A 16,340-nucleotide genomic window follows, 5' to 3' on the forward strand; every position below is an offset into this window, starting at 1 on the left:
AACTGTGGATATCGGTTTTATCATTCAGTGACACGCGCCGCAATGTCTAAAACTGACGAGCGGTAAAATGTGTCCGCCGTCACACAAAACAATCTGCCACCCTGTTCATAAGAAACCGACAAAATGGCTGTCAGGTGATACGTTTAGCCCTGCTAACCCTGGTCCATTCTGGATTGGCACAGCGCGGACATAATTGATGAGAACCTGCCTGCATCGGAATCACATGGCTGCATTTTATGCAGGCATATTCTCCGGCGTCGGGGACGGTGGTAAATCGCTCAATTAAATTATCGGGCAAGATACACAGACCGGGCTTAACCTCATCGTCAGAATAATAGTAAACGCTGATTTGCCCGTTGGTTTCCATAATAGCCAGCCGGACCTGGCCCAGCTGCTCGACGCTGTTCAGACGCAGTTCCATGAAGAATTCAAATTCCGTCATGTTGGCGCGTTGCACTTTTTCCCACGCCAGTTGCCCTTCTTCCACAATAACCACCGGCTTGCCTTCAAACAGATCTTCCAGCTTTTCGCTTTTCGACATCAGCCACATCACCAGCCGGTACAGCAGGGCAAGCGAGAGGAAGACGATAAACACCGGCACCATGGGGACATCGTCATAAAAGGCCACGTCCCCCGCCGCCGAGCCGAGCGTCAGGATGATCAGCACCTCAAAGAGCGACATCTGGCGGACGCCGCGGCGGCCAGTGATTTTGAGAAACAGAAAGACCAACACGAAGGTATAGAGGCTGCGCAGCGCCACTTCGCCTAAAAACTCGGGAGGAACTTTATCAAACGCCATCCGCTGGAGATCAAATGCTTTCATTTTTCTATGCCTTAACAGTAGGTTACTGACTCTAAGCATAGTCCAGCCTTTTATTTTCGCCGAAGATAGCACCCGTCACGCAAAACCCGTATCATTGCGCGCTTTACGTACGATAAAAGTGAACGCCATGACTCAAACGTTTATCCCCGGCAAAGACGCCGCTCTGGAAGATTCCATCGCTCGCTTCCAGCAGAAACTGACCGACCTGGGCTTTAATATCGAAGAAGCCTCCTGGCTGAACCCGGTGCCTCACGTCTGGTCCGTCCATATTCGCGACAAAGACTGTGCGCTGTGCTTTACCAACGGTAAAGGTGCGACCAAAAAAGCGGCACTGGCCTCTGCGCTGGGTGAGTATTTTGAACGTCTGTCGACCAACTACTTTTTCGCCGATTTCTGGCTGGGCGAAACCATTGCCAATGGTCCGTTCGTACACTATCCGAACGAAAAATGGTTCCCGCTGACCGAAGACGACGCACTGCCGGAGGGCATTCTGGATGCGCGCCTGCGTGCGTTTTACGATCCGGAAAACGAACTGACCGCCAGCATGCTGATCGATCTGCAGTCAGGTAATGAAGAGCGTGGTATCTGCGCCCTGCCGTTCACCCGCCAGTCGGATGAACAGACCGTCTATATTCCGATGAACATCGTCGGCAACCTGTACGTATCCAACGGGATGTCCGCCGGGAACACCCGCAACGAAGCGCGCGTTCAGGGTCTGTCTGAAGTGTTTGAACGCCATATTAAAAACCGCATTATTGCCGAATCTATCAGCCTGCCTGAAATCCCGGCCGATGTGCTGGCGCGTTATCCGGGCGTGGTGGAATCCATCGCCAAACTCGAAGCGGAAGGTTTCCCTATCTTTGCCTACGATGGCTCGCTGGGCGGCAAGTATCCGGTTATCTGCGTGGTGCTGTTTAACCCGGCAAACGGAACCTGCTTCGCCTCCTTCGGTGCTCACCCGGACTTCGGCGTGGCGCTGGAGCGTACGGTAACCGAACTACTGCAGGGCCGTAGCCTGAAAGATCTGGACGTGTTCACGCCGCCTACGTTTGATGACGAAGAAGTGGCCGAGCACACCAATCTCGAAACGCACTTCATCGACTCCAGCGGCCTGATCTCCTGGGATATGTTTAAGCAGGACGCAGACTATCCGTTCGTGGACTGGAGCTTTGCCGGCACCACGGAAGAAGAGTTCGCCACCCTGATGGCCATCTTTAAAGCGGAAGACCAGGACGTTTACATTGCGGATTACGAACACCTGAGCGTATACGCGTGCCGCATTATTGTTCCGGGCATGTCCGACATCTATCCGGCAGAAGATCTGTGGCTGGCAAATAACAGCATGGGCGCACACCTGCGTGAAACGCTGCTGTCCCTGCCGGGCAGCGAGTGGAAGAAAGAAGATTATCTGAACCTGATCGCCCAGCTGGACGAAGAAGGTCACGATGACTTTACCCGCGTGCGTGAACTGCTGGGTCTGGCAACCGGAAAAGACAACGGCTGGTATACCCTGCGCATTGGCGAGCTGAAGGCAATGCTGGCGCTGGCGGGCGGCGATCTGGATCAGGCTCTTGCGTGGACGGAATGGACCATGGAATTCAACCAGTCCGTATTCTCTGCCGAGCGCACCAATTACTACCGCTGCCTGCAGACGCTGCTGCTGCTCTCTCAGGAAGAAGACCGCGAGCCGCTGCAATATCTTAATGCCTTCGTGCGTATGTACGGCGCAGAGGCGGTTGAAGCGGCCAGCGCGGCGCTGAGCGGTGAAGAGCCATTCTACGGTTTGCAGGCTGTCGACAGCGATCTTCACGCCTTCCCTGCGCATCAGTCGCTGTTGAAAGCCTATGAGAAGCTGCAGAAAGCCAAAGCGGCGTACTGGTCAAAATAAGCGCATATAACATTATTGGCAGTAGGCGTATTCTGTCGTCTGGGCTATATTACGGGGCAATTTCATTGCCCCGTTTTTTTATTTTATAAGCAATGATGTTTGAATGTAATAATTAAGTTAAATACGGGTAAATATATGAATACTTACCTGGATATTACTGTTACTTATTATGGCAAATACTCCATTTTAATTAACCGTTTCAGAGGGGGTGAACCAAAAAAACTCAACTCTTTTTGTAACTTTTAAAATTTATTTTTATACGGATAATCAAATACTTACTCCGCCTTTGCTGTAAAACCATACACATAGCGGGCCTATAAGCCAGGCGAGATATGATCTATATCAATTTCTCTTCTATAATGCTTTGTTAGTATCTCGTCGCCGACTTAATAAAGAGAGAGTTAGTGTGAAAGCTGACAACCCTTTTGATCTTTTACTCCCTGCTGCGATGGCAAAAGTTGCCGAGGAAGCGGGCGTCTATAAAGCAACGAAGCACCCGATGAAGACGTTCTATCTGGCGATCACGGCCGGTGTGTTCATCTCAATCGCCTTCGTCTTCTACATCACTGCCACTACCGGTACTGCTGCCATGCCTTTCGGCATAGCCAAACTGATTGGCGGTATCTGCTTCTCACTGGGTCTTATCCTCTGCGTCATCTGCGGCGCCGACCTCTTCACCTCGACGGTGCTGATTGTTGTGGCGAAAGCCAGCGGACGAATTACCTGGGGTCAACTGGCAATCAACTGGCTTAACGTATACGTTGGCAACCTGATTGGCTGTCTGCTCTTTGTTCTGTTGATGTGGCTCTCTGGCGAGTACATGACCGCCAACGGCGGCTGGGGCTTGAACGTCCTGCAAACCGCCGACCACAAAATGCATCACACATTTATCGAAGCCGTTGCTCTCGGCATCCTGGCTAACCTGATGGTCTGCCTGGCTGTATGGATGAGCTACTCGGGTCGTAGCCTGATGGACAAAGCCATGATTATGGTTCTGCCGGTTGCGATGTTTGTTGCCAGCGGCTTTGAGCACAGTATCGCGAACATGTTTATGATCCCGATGGGTATCGTAATCCGCAACTTTGCGAGCCCGGAGTTTTGGACTGCAGTTGGTTCAACCCCGGATAGTTTCTCTCACCTGACTATTATGAATTTCATTACTGATAACCTGATCCCAGTCACTATAGGGAACATTATCGGTGGGGGTTTATTAGTTGGGTTGACATACTGGGTCATTTACCTGCGTGGCGGCGACCATCATTAATGGTTTCCTCAGGCAGTAAATAAAAAATCCACTTAAGAAGGTAGGTGTTACATGTCCGAGCTTAATGAAAAGTTAGCCACAGCCTGGGAAGGTTTTACTAAAGGTGACTGGCAGAATGAAGTAAACGTCCGTGACTTCATTCAGAAAAACTATACCCCGTATGAAGGTGACGAATCCTTCCTGGCTGGCGCAACTGACGCGACCACCAAGCTGTGGGACAGCGTAATGGAAGGCGTTAAACTGGAAAACCGCACTCACGCGCCAGTTGATTTTGACACCTCCGTTGCTTCCACCATCACTTCTCACGATGCTGGCTACATCAACAAAGCCCTTGAGAAAATCGTTGGTCTGCAAACTGAAGCGCCACTGAAACGTGCGATTATCCCGTTCGGTGGTATCAAAATGGTTGAAGGTTCCTGCAAAGCGTATAACCGCGAGCTGGATCCAATGCTGAAAAAAATCTTCACCGAATACCGCAAGACCCACAACCAGGGCGTATTCGATGTTTACACCAAAGACATTCTGAACTGCCGTAAGTCTGGCGTTCTGACCGGTCTGCCAGATGCGTATGGCCGTGGCCGTATCATCGGTGACTACCGTCGCGTTGCGCTGTACGGTATCGACTTCCTGATGAAAGACAAATACGCGCAGTTTGTTTCCCTGCAGTCTGATCTGGAAAACGGCGTAAACCTGGAAGCGACTATCCGTCTGCGCGAAGAGATTGCTGAACAGCACCGTGCGCTGGGTCAGATCAAAGAAATGGCAGCGAAATACGGCTGCGATATCTCTGGTCCTGCGACTAACGCTCAGGAAGCTATCCAGTGGACCTACTTCGGCTACCTGGCCGCAGTTAAGTCTCAGAACGGTGCAGCCATGTCCTTCGGTCGTGTATCCACCTTCCTGGATGCATACATCGAACGTGACATCAAAGCTGGCAAAATCACCGAGCAAGACGCTCAGGAAATGATTGACCACCTGGTCATGAAACTGCGTATGGTTCGCTTCCTGCGTACCCCAGAATATGATGAGCTGTTCTCTGGTGACCCAATCTGGGCAACCGAATCTATCGGCGGTATGGGCGTTGATGGCCGTACCCTGGTAACCAAAAACAGCTTCCGCTTCCTGAACACCCTGTACACTATGGGTCCTTCTCCGGAGCCGAACATCACCGTTCTGTGGTCTGAAAAACTGCCTCTGAACTTCAAGAAATTCGCCGCTAAAGTGTCCATCGATACCTCTTCTCTGCAGTACGAGAACGATGACCTGATGCGTCCGGACTTCAACAACGACGACTACGCTATCGCTTGCTGCGTAAGCCCAATGGTTGTTGGTAAGCAAATGCAGTTCTTCGGTGCGCGTGCAAACCTGGCGAAAACCATGCTGTACGCAATCAACGGCGGCGTTGATGAAAAACTGAAAATGCAGGTTGGTCCTAAGTCTGAACCAATCAAAGGCGACGTGCTGAACTATGACGAAGTCATGAAACGCATGGACCACTTCATGGACTGGCTGGCTAAGCAGTACGTGACTGCGCTGAACGTTATCCACTACATGCACGACAAGTACAGCTACGAAGCTTCTCTGATGGCGCTGCACGACCGTGACGTTGTTCGCACCATGGCATGCGGTATCGCGGGTCTGTCCGTTGCAGCTGACTCCCTGTCTGCAATCAAATATGCGAAAGTTAAACCAATTCGTGACGAAGACGGTCTGGCTGTCGACTTCGAAATCGAAGGCGAATATCCGCAGTTTGGTAACAACGACTCTCGCGTTGATGACATGGCGGTTGACCTGGTAGAACGTTTCATGAAGAAAATTCAGAAACTGACGACTTACCGTAACGCTATCCCGACTCAGTCTGTTCTGACCATCACCTCTAACGTTGTGTATGGTAAGAAAACCGGTAATACCCCAGACGGTCGTCGTGCTGGCGCGCCATTCGGCCCAGGTGCTAACCCAATGCACGGTCGTGACCAGAAAGGTGCTGTTGCCTCTCTGACCTCCGTTGCTAAACTGCCGTTTGCCTACGCGAAAGATGGTATCTCTTATACCTTCTCCATCGTGCCAAACGCGCTGGGTAAAGACGACGAAGTGCGTAAAACCAACCTCGCGGGTCTGATGGATGGTTACTTCCACCACGAAGCGTCCATCGAAGGTGGTCAGCACCTGAACGTGAACGTGATGAACCGTGAAATGCTGCTCGACGCAATGGAACACCCTGAGAAATATCCTCAGCTGACCATCCGCGTATCTGGCTACGCAGTACGTTTTAACTCCCTGACTAAAGAACAGCAGCAGGACGTTATCACCCGTACTTTCACTCAGTCCATGTAAGTGGATTTGACTGAAATCACGCGTTAAAAGGCGTACAATAAAGGCTCCACGCAAGTGGGGCCTTTTTAACACCCTCGCTTCATCAGTCTCTTTTGTCCGCTATCTATACTTAATGGATAACAGCCAAAACAGACTCGACATAGCCTTTGAGCTGTGCAACTACATAGGCCCCCGGATGGGCCAAATTCGGAGATATCACCGCAATGTCAACTATTGGTCGCATTCACTCCTTTGAATCCTGTGGCACCGTCGATGGCCCGGGGATCCGCTTTATTACCTTCTTCCAGGGCTGCCTGATGCGCTGCCTGTACTGCCACAACCGCGACACGTGGGATACCCACGGCGGGAAAGAGGTCACCGTTGAAGATTTAATGAAAGAGGTGGTGACCTACCGCCACTTTATGAACGCATCCGGCGGCGGCGTGACCGCATCCGGCGGCGAGGCGATCCTGCAGGCAGAGTTCGTGCGTGACTGGTTCCGCGCCTGCCGCAAAGAAGGCATTCATACCTGCCTTGATACCAACGGCTTTGTGCGCCGTTACGATCCGGTCATTGATGAGCTGCTTGAAGTGACCGATCTTGTGATGCTCGATCTCAAACAGATGAACGACGAGATCCACCAGAATCTGGTGGGCGTGTCCAACCACCGTACGCTGGAGTTTGCGAAATACATCTCGGGCAAAGGTATTAAAACCTGGATCCGCTATGTGGTGGTGCCGGGCTGGTCAGATGACGACGACTCCGCGCATCGTCTGGGCGAATTTACCCGCGACATGGGCAACGTCGAGAAAATTGAGCTGCTGCCCTATCACGAACTGGGTAAACATAAGTGGGTGGCGATGGGTGAAGAGTATAAGCTCGATGGCGTTAAGCCGCCGAAGAAAGAGACCATGGAGCGCGTCAAAGGTATTCTTGAGCAGTACGGTCACAAGGTGATGTATTAAAAAAAGGGCCCGGTTAAACCGGGCCCTTTTGTATTCTATTTAAATACGCCGTTAATAATGGTCGTGACGATGGCCGTGCTGAGCGCAATTAAGACCAGGTCATCCCCCACCACCCGCCATTCATATCCGGGATAAGACGGAAGCTGGCCGAGCATAGAGGCGGGTACCGTTTTTTTCGCAATGCCCGGAGGCAGCGGTTTACCGCGCGCGAGGTTCTTCGCAATGCCCGGCGGCAGTGAATCATAACCCGTCAAACCGTAGTTCAACGCCAGATGACGGGCATGATCGAAGCTCACGCGGGCGTCGACATCATCACTCACGCTCTTATTCGATTTCCCCGGTTTTTGGTTATCGTTATTGTGCTTATTGCCATGGTTGCCGGAATTACCGTTCCCATGGTTGCCGCTATTGCCTTGCCCATTACCGTGACCATTTCCATTCCCGTTTCCGGGGTTGGCCATAACCGGCGCACTGGCAAAGGTTAAAGACAACACTACGACCAGGGCAGTAGTGGTAAGACGACGAGTAGACATGATGGCTGCCTTTTAGTGATAGAACTCACCTGAATTATCGCCTGGCGCAATAAACACACAATGCGTAAAACTCTGATATGTGATGGAGACAAAAAAGCCCGTCATCGACAGGCTTTTATTTCATCAGGCATGGGCAACCGGCGTCGGGTGCTCTCCCACTTTTCGCAAAAGCATGAGCAGGTAAATAAACGACACGCTGGCGATCATAATAAACAGCAGGTTGTCAGAATAATTTTGCATCAGCATGGCGGTAAAGGTTGGCCCTAATAAACTGCCGATGGTGTAGCTCAGCAGCAGCGCCTGGTTCATCGCCACCAGTTGGTGGTGCTCGACCTTTTCACAGGCCCAGGCCATCGCCACCGGATAGAGAGTAAAGCCCGCTGCGCCCAGGATAAACAGCGCGGGCGCCATCGCGGCGTTGCTGAGCATCGCCAGGCATCCCATGATAACCACGAAGACCTGCACGCGCAGAACCAGCAAACGGCCAAAGCGATCGGCCAGGCGACCAACAGGCCACTGCCCGACGATGCCTGCGCTCACCATCACCGCCATCCAGAAGCCAATGCCGGAGTCGCTGACGCCCTGGTGGTTAAGATAAAGCGGCATCAGGCCATAGAGCGAGCCAAGCACAATACCGGAGATGATACAGCCGTTCACGCCCAGACGCGCCTGGCGCAATCTGAGCATCGGCCAGACGTGCGTGGCTTCCTGATGTTCACTGTGCTGGTTCACGATGCGGGTGAACAGTAGCGGCAGGATCGCAGCCAGGACCATGCCCGTCACCCACGGCAGGACGCTCACCAGATCGGTCGGCAGTTTGCTGACCATCAGTTGCCCCAGCACGGTACCGATGTAATAGACCATCATGTAGGCCGCCAGCAGGCGTCCACGGTTGCGCGAGGTGCCGCTGCACATCAGGGCGCTTTCCACCACCACCCAGATCATCGCGCAGCCGACGCCCGCGATAAAGCGCCAGGCCATCCAGCTCCAGAAGCCGACCATCAGGCCCAGTCCGGCGCATCCGGCGGCGAAAATCAGCGAGGCCAGATAGTAGCTGCGGTTAAATCCCACGCGCTTTATCAGGCTGCCGGTAAGCAGCGTGCCGAGCAGGTTACCCGTAAAAAAGGACGAGCTAACCATACCCACCTGCCAGGTCGGTAAGTTTTCATGGGCGAGCCAAAGCGGGACGAGCGTGTTTAACACGGCGATCGCCAGGGTCAACAAAAGCAGGCCACAGAGCAACAGGAGCACTGGCCGGGTATAGGTAGTCATGGATTAAAAACCGTGAGGAAGTTCAGATTTCGTGCGCATCATGCCACTGGCAAAAACAAAGTCAATCCGCCGTTTCAGGTCGCTCGCACAATATGTTCCTCGTCGATTTAAAAAACTCATCCAGCCCATGCCGGGCGAGTTATAAATTTTTATTATGTATTTGTTTTTATTTATTTATGGCTAAAATCGAAGCCAAACGACAGTCGAAAAATTTCATGATTGAAAAATGAAAAGCCGGGCACGCTGTCCCGGCTTTTTATAACGAAGAGTATGATTAACTGGCGATAGCCATACCCACGGTCATATGCAATCCGTAGAAGACGCCACGACCAATGAGCTCCCCTGCCAGCACCAGCACGAAGGCCAGCGACAACAACGGCAGCGCAGGCTGATAGCCTTTCAACTGAGGCGCAATCCAGCATACGCACGCAACCACCAGCAACGCCAGACGCCAGGCCATCAGCGTGCCGTAATTCGGCACCAGCGCGGACGCCTGCTGAATGGAGCTGTGAATGGTTGCCAGTTCAGCACCCTGCATCAGGGCGACCATCGCACTGACCACCAGCGCCAGCAGCGAAACCGCCGGCAGCAGACGCATTGCCCAGCCATCCACGCCCGCCACACGCAGCAGCAGGAAGCCCAGGATCGGCCCACCGATAAACATCGTCAGGAAGAAGCTCATCGGTGTCCAGACGCTGTACCACGTCGGCACGGTGTCGATGGTGTTATACACCCGCACCATCATCCAGACGAACACAACGCCGAGCACCATCGTCACGATAAGCCACAGGTTACGCAGCCCTGAAGGGAGCTTTTTCAGCGCCGCGAGCAACCAGCCAAGGCCGCCGACGGCAAAGAAGATCGCCCCGCTGGCAATCTCGTTACTGAGCGAAGAGGCACCCACGCGGTTCAGGGAGTTAAAGGCGCGCATCGGCGAACCCAGGTGCAGCGTAGAGGCGATAAAGCCAATCCCCATCAGCACCCACAGGCCAAACATGCTGAGTACCAGACGCTGCAGCTGTTCGGCATTCAGATTGCCCTTTAACATCGCCAGCGCGAGCACGATAAACCCGCCCGCCACGCACTGCCCAAAGACCGTGAAGATCATCAGCGGCCATTCATGCCATCCACTTCCCATCTCACACCTCCTTCGGGTTTGCCAGATAGCCGGTGGTATCCCCGGTCGGGCGGCTGTTGGCGTTAGGTTTTATCACAATGCTCGGCTTCGTGAAGTGCGCGGACGGCAGCGGCGCAACCGCCGCCAGCTGGCCGTGCTTTTTACGCAGCTCCTCAATCGGGCCAAAGTCCAGCGCGCGCAGCGGGCAGGACTCAACGCAGATCGGCTTTTTGCCTTCCGCCACGCGGGTGTGGCAGCCGTCGCACTTGGTCATGTGGCCTTTGGCGGCGTTATACTGCGGTGCGCCGTACGGGCAGGCCATGTGGCAGTAGCGGCAGCCGATACAGACATCTTCGTCCACCACCACAAAACCGTCCTCACGCTTGTGCATCGCGCCGCTCGGGCAGACCTTGGTACAGGCCGGATCTTCGCAGTGGTTACAGGCAATGGACAGATAGTAGGCAAAGACGTTCTGATGCCAGACGCCGTTATCCTCCTGCCAGTCGCCGCCCGCGTATTCGTAGATACGGCGGAAGCTGACGTCCGGGGTGAGGTTTTTGTAGTCTTTACAGGCCAGCTCGCAGGTTTTGCACCCGGTGCACCGACTCGAATCAATAAAAAATCCATACTGGGTTGTCATCGGTTACTCCTTACACCTTTTCAACCTGAACAAGGTTCGTGTGGGACGGGTTGCCTTTCGCCAGCGGCGACGGGCGCTGCGTGGTCAGTACGTTAATACTGCCTGCCTGGTCGATGCGGTTTGCATCCGGGCTATACCAGGCCCCTTCCCCCAGCGCGACAACGCCAGGCATCATGCGCGGTGTGACTTTGGCCTCAATGTGCACCTCACCGCGGCCATTGAAGATGCGCACACGGTCGCCGTTGCTGATGCCACGCGCTTTAGCATCCATCGGGTTGATCCACATCTCCTGTCGGCAGGCGGCTTTCAGAACGTCAACGTTGCCATAGGTGGAGTGAACGCGGGCTTTGTAATGGAAGCCCGTCAGCTGCAGCGGGAATTTCGCCGTCAGCGGATCGTTATAATTTTCGAATCCAGGCGTATAGATAGGCAGCGGATCGATAACATCCCCGTCCGGCAGCTCCCAGGTGGAGGCAATTTTCGCCAGTTCTTCGGAGTAAATTTCAATTTTGCCCGACGGCGTGGTCAGCGGATTCGCCTGCGGATCTTCACGGAAGGCTTTGTAAGCCACATGGTGCCCTTCCGGGTCGCGCTGCTTGTACATCCCCTGCTTGCGGAAGGTGTCGAAGTCAGGCAGGTCCGGGATGGCCTGGCGGGACAGTTCATGCAGGTGGCGCATCCACCCTTCCTGAGTACGCCCTTCGGTAAACTGCTGCTCCACGCCCAGACGTTTCGCCAGCCCGGTAGTCATCTCATAGATGGTTTTGCACTCGAAGCGCGGCTTGATGGCCTGGTCGGTGAAGATCACGTAGGACATGTTGCCGCATGAGGCGTCCAGCGCGAAGTCCCTCTGCTCGGAGGCGGTGCAGTCCGGCAGCAGAATGTCGGCATATTTCGCCGACGAGGTCATGTGGCAGTCGATCACCACAATCATTTCGCACTTCTTGTCGTCCTGCAGGATCTCGTGCGTGCGGTTGATCTCAGAGTGCTGGTTGATCAGACAGTTTCCGGCGTAGTTCCAGATCATCTTGATCGGCACGTCCAGCTTGTCTTTGCCCCGCACACCGTCGCGCAGGGCGGTCATTTCCGGGCCACGCTCAATGGCATCGGTCCACATAAACATGGAGATACTGGTCTGTACCGGGTTGTCCAGCGTGGGCATACGTTCAAACGGCACTTCATAAGAGCCTTCACGCGCGCCGGAGTTACCGCCGTGAATGCCGACGTTACCCGTCAGAATCGACAGCATAGAGATCGCGCGGGTGGCGATTTCACCGTTGGCGTGACGCTGTGGTCCCCAGCCCTGGCTGATATAGGCCGGTTTCGCCGAGCCGATTTCGCGCGCCAGTTGAACAATGCGCTCAGCCGGAATACCAGTGATAGTGGAAGCCCACTCCGGCGTTTTCGCCACGCCATCGCTGCCCTGGCCGAGAATATAGGCTTTATAGTGACCGTTGGCCGGCGCGCTGGCAGGCAAGGTTTTCTCATCGTAGCCGACGCAGTATTTATCGAGGAAAGGCTGATCGACCAGATTTTCGGTGATCATCACCCACGCCAGGGCGTTGACCAGTGCCGCATCGGTGCCCGGACGAATGGGGATCCACTCATCTTCTCGCCCTGCTCCGGTATCGGTGTAGCGCGGATCGATGATGATCATTCGGGCGTTTGATTTGGCGCGCGCCTGCTCAAGATAGTAGGTTACCCCACCGCCGCTCATGCGCGTCTCGCCGGGGTTATTACCGAACAGCACCACCAGCTTGCTGTTTTCGATATCGGACGGGCTGTTGCCGTCGGCCCAGCCGCCGTAGGTGTAGTTAAGCCCCGCAGCGATCTGCGCTGAAGAGTAGTCGCCGTAATGGTTAAGATAACCGCCACAGCAGTTCATCAGGCGGGCGATAAGCGTTTTTCCAGGTGGCCATGAACGGGTCATGGTGCCGCCCAGCGTGCCCGTACCGTAGTTCAGGTAGATGGACTCATTGCCGTAGTCTTTGATCAACCGCTGCATCGTGGTCGCGATGATGTCGTAGGCTTCGTCCCAGCTGATGCGCTCGAACTTACCTTCCCCGCGCTTGCCTACGCGCTTCATCGGATACTTCAGACGGTCCGGGTTATAGACCCGACGGCGCATAGAGCGCCCGCGCAGGCAGGCACGGACCTGGTGTAACCCTTCGTAATTGTCATCCCCGGTATTATCGGTTTCGACATATTTGATTTCACCGTCCACTACATGCATACGCAGTGGACAGCGGCTTCCGCAGTTCACGGTACAGGCGCTCCACACCACTTTTTCCTGGGCAGCAGACGGAGACAGTGCATCCGCCGCCGAAGCCAGACGAGAAAAAGGGAGCGTGAAGGCGCTGCTGGCAACGGCCAGGCCGCCTATTGCCGTGGTTTTCATTAACCCACGGCGAGTGACCTCGGCAGCCATTAATGCATCAGGCGCTTTGATTTTCATAAAAACTCACTTTGGTTGCTCACAAAGAAAAGAGAGGCGGCCCCAGCCGCTGTATATTTTTATTTATAACGAAGTACTTCGTTTTCAGCGAGTTACGCTAAATATCATCTACCGAAGTATTACTACTTTAGAGGGAGGGGTTATTGCTTAGTATCAAACGAGGGGCATAAAAAAAGCGCCGGGAGGCGCTTTTTACATTACGGCTTTCGTTAGCCGATGAACTGCTGGCCTTTCATATACGGGCGCAGCACTTCCGGGATCTCAATACGACCGTCCGCCTGCTGGTAGTTTTCCAGCACGGCAACCAGCGTACGGCCTACAGCCAGACCCGAACCGTTCAGGGTGTGAACCAGACGGGTTTTCTTGTCGGATTTGTTGCGGCAACGTGCCTGCATACGGCGCGCCTGGAAATCCCAGACGTTAGAGCAGGAGGAGATTTCACGGTAGGTGTTCTGCGCAGGCACCCAGACTTCAAGGTCGAAGGTTTTGCAGGCACCAAAGCCCATGTCGCCCGTGCAGAGCGCCATACGGCGGTACGGCAGGCCGAGCAGCTCCAGCACTTTCTCCGCGTGACCGGTCATCTCTTCCAGCGCATCCATGGAGTCTTCCGGACGCACGATCTGCACCATCTCGACTTTATCGAACTGGTGCATACGGATCAGACCGCGGGTATCGCGACCGTAAGAACCCGCTTCAGAACGGAAGCACGGAGAGTGCGCGGTCAGTTTGATCGGTAGATCGTCTTCGTCGATGATCTCATCGCGTACCAGGTTGGTCAGCGGCACTTCCGCCGTCGGGATCAGCGCGTAGTTGCTGCTGTCCGCTTCTTCGTCCAGCGGACGGGTATGGAACAGATCGCCGGCAAATTTCGGCAGTTGGCCCGTACCGTACAGCGTATCGTGGTTAACCAGATACGGGACGTAGGTTTCACTGTAGCCGTGCTGTTCAGTGTGCAGATCCAGCATGAACTGCGCCAGCGCGCGGTGCAGATGGGCAATCTGGCCTTTCATCACCACAAAGCGTGAGCCGGTCAGCTTAACCGCGGCCGCAAAGTCCAGCCCCGCGTGCATTTCGCCCAGCGTAACGTGATCGCGAACCTCGAAGTCGAACTCGCGAGGCGTACCCCAGCGTTTCACTTCAACGTTGTCGTTTTCGTCTTTACCCACAGGCACGCTGTCGTCAGGAATGTTTGGGATCGCCAGCGCAATATCGCGAATTTCGGCCAGAAGAACGTCAAGCTCGGCTTTCGCCTGATCCAGTTCTTCACCCAGTTTGTTCACTTCCAGGCGTAATGGCTCAATGTCTTCCCCGCGCGCTTTCGCCTGGCCGATGGATTTCGATCGAGAATTACGCTCTGCCTGCAGATTTTCAGTTTGTACCTGCAGAACTTTACGACGCTCTTCAAGAGCGCGCAGCTTATCTACATCCAGCTTAAAGCCCCGGCGTGCCAGTTTTTCAGCGACTGCGTCTGGCTCATTACGCAGCAGATTGGGATCGAGCATGCTTATCCTGTGCTTATCGAATTAAAAGAGGAAAAGTGACCACAGCCTGCGGCCACAAGGTTTTTACCCTAAATAATTTGAGTTGCAGGAAGGCGGCAAGCGAGCGAATTCCCCAGGAGCATAGAAAACTATGTGACTGGGGTGAGCAAGCGCAGCCAACGCACATGCAACTTGAAGTATAACGGGTATAGATTGCCAACATTACCGCAACGTTAGCGCTAACGGTAGCGTTTTATAGGGCTATTTTGATCCTGTCCGGCAAGCCAGGCGAGCTTTTCGCCAATCTTGCCCTCAAGACCTCTGTTTGTCGGCTGATAGTAGCGGGTTTGTGCCATCTCCTGCGGAAAATACTCCTCTCCGGCAGCATAGGCGTTGGGTTCATCGTGGGCGTAGCGGTACGCCTGCCCGTAACCCATCTCTTTCATCAGTTTGGTCGGGGCGTTGCGCAGATGAACCGGGACATCGTAATCCGGGCGCTCGCGCGCGTCGGCCATAGCCGCTTTAAAGGCGGTATAGACGGCGTTGCTTTTCGGGGCACAGGCAAGATAAACAATCGCCTGGGCAATGGCGCGCTCGCCTTCAGCAGGCCCGACGCGGGTGAAACAATCCCAGGCGGAGAGCGCCACCTGCATCGCACGCGGATCGGCATTGCCGACATCTTCCGAGGCAATGGCCAGGCAGCGACGCGCCACGTACAGCGGATCGCCACCGGCGGTGATAATGCGCGCATACCAGTACAGCGCCGCGTCCGGCGCACTGCCGCGCACGGATTTATGCAGCGCCGAGATAAGATCGTAAAAACGATCGCCTTTATTATCGAACCGTGCGCTGCGCTCACCCGCAATTTCAGTGAGCAGTTCAGGTTTCAGCACGCGCTTGCCGGCATCGTCAACTTCGGCCATATCGGCCATCATTTCCAGCGTATTGAGTGCCCGGCGCGCATCGCCGTTCACCAGCTGCGCTATCGCCAGACGCGTTTCGTCAGGCAGAACGATATCCTGTCCGCCGTAGCCGCGCGCTTTATCGCTCATGGCCTGCGTCAGGACGTGCTCAATATCCTCGGTCGTCAGCGATTTAAGCAGATAGACACGCGCCCGGGAAAGGAGCGCTGAATTGAGTTCAAACGACGGGTTTTCGGTGGTCGCACCAATGAAGAAGATGGTGCCATCTTCAATGTGCGGCAGGAAAGCATCCTGCTGGCTTTTGTTGAAGCGATGGACTTCGTCGACAAAAAGAATGGTACGCCGCCCGGCGTTGCGATTCTGTCGCGCGCGTTCGATAGCCTCGCGGATCTCCTTCACGCCGGAGGTGACGGCGGAGATACGTTCAACATCCGCGTTAGCGTAGCGGGCAATCACTTCTGCGAGGGTGGTTTTACCGGTTCCCGGCGGCCCCCAGAGGATCATGGAGTGCAGATGCCCGGCCTCAATGGCGCGCGGCAAGGGTTTTCCCGCAGCCAGCAGATGCTGCTGGCCGATGTACTGCGCTAAATTTTCTGGCCGCATACGCGCGGCCAGAGGTTGAAACGCGTTATCTGAAAAATCGAGCGACAGGTTGCCCACTCATGC

General features: G+C 54.6%; 12 protein-coding genes. 4 read left to right on the forward strand and 8 right to left on the reverse strand.

Annotation, left to right across the window (positions count from 1 at the left end; genetic code table 11):
- Window positions 1-130: 130 nt before the first annotated feature.
- The gene (locus ACWKX3_RS08175; RefSeq protein ID WP_404599536.1) at window positions 131-823 is read right to left on the reverse strand and encodes a DUF421 domain-containing protein; all 693 of its coding nucleotides are present in this window, start codon (window positions 821-823) and stop codon (window positions 131-133) included.
- A gap of 127 nt (window positions 824-950) precedes the next feature.
- Here ACWKX3_RS08175 and ycaO point away from each other — a divergent pair, with 127 nt between their 5' ends.
- From ycaO to pflA, 4 genes are all read left to right on the forward strand, one after another.
- Window positions 951-2,711 (forward strand): 30S ribosomal protein S12 methylthiotransferase accessory factor YcaO, encoded by a 1,761-nt coding sequence (ycaO, locus tag ACWKX3_RS08180; protein ID WP_454541570.1) that lies wholly within the window; start codon window positions 951-953, stop codon window positions 2,709-2,711.
- Window positions 2,712-3,117: 406 nt separating this feature from the next.
- Window positions 3,118-3,975 carry a formate transporter FocA gene (gene focA, locus ACWKX3_RS08185; RefSeq protein ID WP_042319447.1) on the forward strand — a complete coding sequence of 286 codons (858 nt, stop codon included), beginning with the start codon at window positions 3,118-3,120 and terminating at the stop codon, window positions 3,973-3,975.
- Between the two features lie 51 nt (window positions 3,976-4,026).
- Entirely contained in the window at window positions 4,027-6,309 is a 2,283-nt protein-coding gene (gene pflB, locus ACWKX3_RS08190) for a formate C-acetyltransferase (RefSeq protein ID WP_454541571.1), read from the forward strand.
- A gap of 203 nt (window positions 6,310-6,512) precedes the next feature.
- Entirely contained in the window at window positions 6,513-7,253 is a 741-nt protein-coding gene (pflA, locus tag ACWKX3_RS08195; protein WP_006174441.1) for a pyruvate formate lyase 1-activating protein, read from the forward strand.
- 35 nt (window positions 7,254-7,288) lie between these two features.
- Here the strand turns inward: pflA and ACWKX3_RS08200 are convergent, their stop codons facing one another.
- The 7 genes from ACWKX3_RS08200 to rarA all read right to left on the reverse strand — a co-directional run bounded on the left by ACWKX3_RS08200 (window position 7,289) and on the right by rarA (window position 16,334).
- The gene (locus ACWKX3_RS08200; protein ID WP_454541572.1) at window positions 7,289-7,786 is read right to left on the reverse strand and encodes an anti-virulence regulator CigR family protein; all 498 of its coding nucleotides are present in this window, start codon (window positions 7,784-7,786) and stop codon (window positions 7,289-7,291) included.
- A 123-nt stretch (window positions 7,787-7,909) separates the two neighbouring features.
- Window positions 7,910-9,058: an MFS transporter gene (locus ACWKX3_RS08205; RefSeq protein ID WP_006174438.1), complete on the reverse strand. Its 1,149-nt coding sequence runs from the start codon at window positions 9,056-9,058 to the stop codon at window positions 7,910-7,912.
- 274 nt (window positions 9,059-9,332) lie between these two features.
- Window positions 9,333-10,196 (reverse strand): dimethyl sulfoxide reductase anchor subunit family protein, encoded by an 864-nt coding sequence (locus ACWKX3_RS08210; protein WP_454541573.1) that lies wholly within the window; start codon window positions 10,194-10,196, stop codon window positions 9,333-9,335.
- A 1-nt stretch (window position 10,197) separates the two neighbouring features.
- The gene (locus tag ACWKX3_RS08215; RefSeq protein ID WP_454541574.1) at window positions 10,198-10,815 is read right to left on the reverse strand and encodes a DMSO/selenate family reductase complex B subunit; all 618 of its coding nucleotides are present in this window, start codon (window positions 10,813-10,815) and stop codon (window positions 10,198-10,200) included.
- Window positions 10,816-10,825: 10 nt separating this feature from the next.
- Window positions 10,826-13,270 (reverse strand): dimethylsulfoxide reductase subunit A, encoded by a 2,445-nt coding sequence (dmsA, locus tag ACWKX3_RS08220; protein ID WP_454541575.1) that lies wholly within the window; start codon window positions 13,268-13,270, stop codon window positions 10,826-10,828.
- Window positions 13,271-13,479: 209 nt separating this feature from the next.
- Window positions 13,480-14,772: a serine--tRNA ligase gene (gene serS, locus ACWKX3_RS08225; RefSeq protein ID WP_006174430.1), complete on the reverse strand. Its 1,293-nt coding sequence runs from the start codon at window positions 14,770-14,772 to the stop codon at window positions 13,480-13,482.
- A gap of 218 nt (window positions 14,773-14,990) precedes the next feature.
- On the reverse strand, window positions 14,991-16,334 hold the full coding sequence (gene rarA, locus ACWKX3_RS08230) for a replication-associated recombination protein RarA (RefSeq protein WP_058609241.1): 1,344 nt from the start codon (window positions 16,332-16,334) through the stop codon (window positions 14,991-14,993).
- Window positions 16,335-16,340 lie beyond the last annotated feature (6 nt).

This window comes from Enterobacter sp. UPMP2052 (assembly GCF_053709675.1).

Bases quoted from the DNA above. Each gene is read 5' to 3' on its own strand.
- ycaO (WP_454541570.1), top strand. From the start codon at position 951: ATGACTCAAACGTTTATCCCCGGCAAAGACGCCGCTCTGGAAGATTCC.
- dmsA (WP_454541575.1), bottom strand. From the start codon at position 13,270: ATGAAAATCAAAGCGCCTGATGCATTAATGGCTGCCGAGGTCACTCGC.
- pflB (WP_454541571.1), top strand. From the start codon at position 4,027: ATGTCCGAGCTTAATGAAAAGTTAGCCACAGCCTGGGAAGGTTTTACT.
- ACWKX3_RS08215 (WP_454541574.1), bottom strand. From the start codon at position 10,815: ATGACAACCCAGTATGGATTTTTTATTGATTCGAGTCGGTGCACCGGG.
- ACWKX3_RS08200 (WP_454541572.1), bottom strand. From the start codon at position 7,786: ATGTCTACTCGTCGTCTTACCACTACTGCCCTGGTCGTAGTGTTGTCT.
- serS (WP_006174430.1), bottom strand. From the start codon at position 14,772: ATGCTCGATCCCAATCTGCTGCGTAATGAGCCAGACGCAGTCGCTGAA.
- ACWKX3_RS08205 (WP_006174438.1), bottom strand. From the start codon at position 9,058: ATGACTACCTATACCCGGCCAGTGCTCCTGTTGCTCTGTGGCCTGCTT.
- ACWKX3_RS08210 (WP_454541573.1), bottom strand. From the start codon at position 10,196: ATGGGAAGTGGATGGCATGAATGGCCGCTGATGATCTTCACGGTCTTT.
- ACWKX3_RS08175 (WP_404599536.1), bottom strand. From the start codon at position 823: ATGAAAGCATTTGATCTCCAGCGGATGGCGTTTGATAAAGTTCCTCCC.
- pflA (WP_006174441.1), top strand. From the start codon at position 6,513: ATGTCAACTATTGGTCGCATTCACTCCTTTGAATCCTGTGGCACCGTC.